The 1388-nt window shown below is 48.7% G+C and carries 1 protein-coding gene; it reads left to right on the top strand.

Annotation, left to right across the window (positions count from 1 at the left end; all coding sequences use genetic code 11):
• A partial coding sequence (locus tag PX481_RS10590; RefSeq protein ID WP_288094559.1) for an NAD(P)H-quinone oxidoreductase subunit 4 occupies positions 1-1369 on the top strand: 1369 nt, incomplete at its 5' end.
• Between the last annotated feature and the right edge of the window lie 19 nt (positions 1370-1388).

Below are 1388 nucleotides of genomic sequence, written 5' to 3'. Positions count from 1 at the left end.
GTTGCCCGAAATTGACCTAAGATGGTCCTTAGGAGCCGATGGCCTCTCCATGCCTCTGATTATCTTAACGGGATTTATCACCACTCTGGCTATCTTAGCGGCTTGGCCGGTGACTTTTAAACCGAAACTATTCTACTTCCTAATGCTGTTGATGTACGGGGGACAGATTGCGGTGTTTGCCGTCCAGGATCTGTTACTGTTCTTCCTCGTCTGGGAATTAGAATTAGTCCCCGTCTATCTGATCCTCTCCATTTGGGGCGGTAAACGCCGTCTCTACGCGGCCACCAAATTTATCCTTTACACCGCCGGAGGCTCTCTATTCATCCTTGTAGCGGCGCTGACGATGGCTTTTTATGGCGATACCGTCTCCTTTGACATGGTGACTATTGCTGGCAAGGATTTCCCCCTGAAACTGCAATTATTCCTCTACGCCGGTTTTCTGATTGCCTACGGGGTAAAACTGCCGATTTTCCCCCTCCATACTTGGCTACCGGATGCCCACGGCGAAGCCACTGCCCCCGCCCATATGTTACTAGCGGGAATTTTGCTTAAAATGGGTGGTTATGCGCTCTTACGGATGAATATGGGGATGTTACCCGATGCTCACGCCGTTTTCGCCCCCGTTTTGGTGATTTTAGGGGTAGTTAATATTATCTACGCCGCCTTAACCTCCTTTGCCCAACGCAATCTTAAGCGCAAAATTGCCTATTCTTCCATCTCTCACATGGGATTTGTGCTGATTGGCATGGCTTCCTTTACCGATATTGGTACAAGCGGGGCGATGTTACAGATGATTTCCCACGGACTGATTGGGGCGAGTTTATTCTTTATGGTCGGTTGTACCTACGATCGCACCCATACCCTGATGTTAGACGAGATGGGCGGTGTCGGCAAGAAAATGAAGAAAGTTTTTGCCATGTGGACCACCTGTTCCCTCGCTTCCCTGGCTTTGCCCGGGATGAGCGGTTTTGTGGCGGAATTAATGGTATTTATCGGTTTTGCCACCAGTGATGCCTATAGTCCCACTTTCCGCGTTATTATCGTCTTTTTAGCGGCTATCGGTGTCATTCTCACCCCGATTTATCTCTTGTCCATGTTGCGAGAAATTCTCTACGGACCGGAAAATAAGGAATTAGAAGAACACCATGCCCTAGTGGATGCGGAACCCCGGGAAGTCTTTATTATCGCCTCTCTATTAGTGCCAATTATCGGCATTGGACTCTATCCCAAAGTGGCGACGACGATTTACGATGCTACCACCAATAAATTAACCGCCCTAGCGCGTAATTCCGTCCCCAGTTTAGTGCAACAGGCTAAAGTGAAAACCCCTAGTTTCTCCCTTTATTCCCTAAAAGCACCCGAAATTTAAATGTAGGGTGGGTTAGGCG

The organism is Microcystis sp. M53603_WE2 (assembly GCF_030065435.1).
The sequence above is the reverse complement of the archived record's forward strand: the minus strand, read 5'-3'. Positions and strand labels throughout refer to the sequence as shown.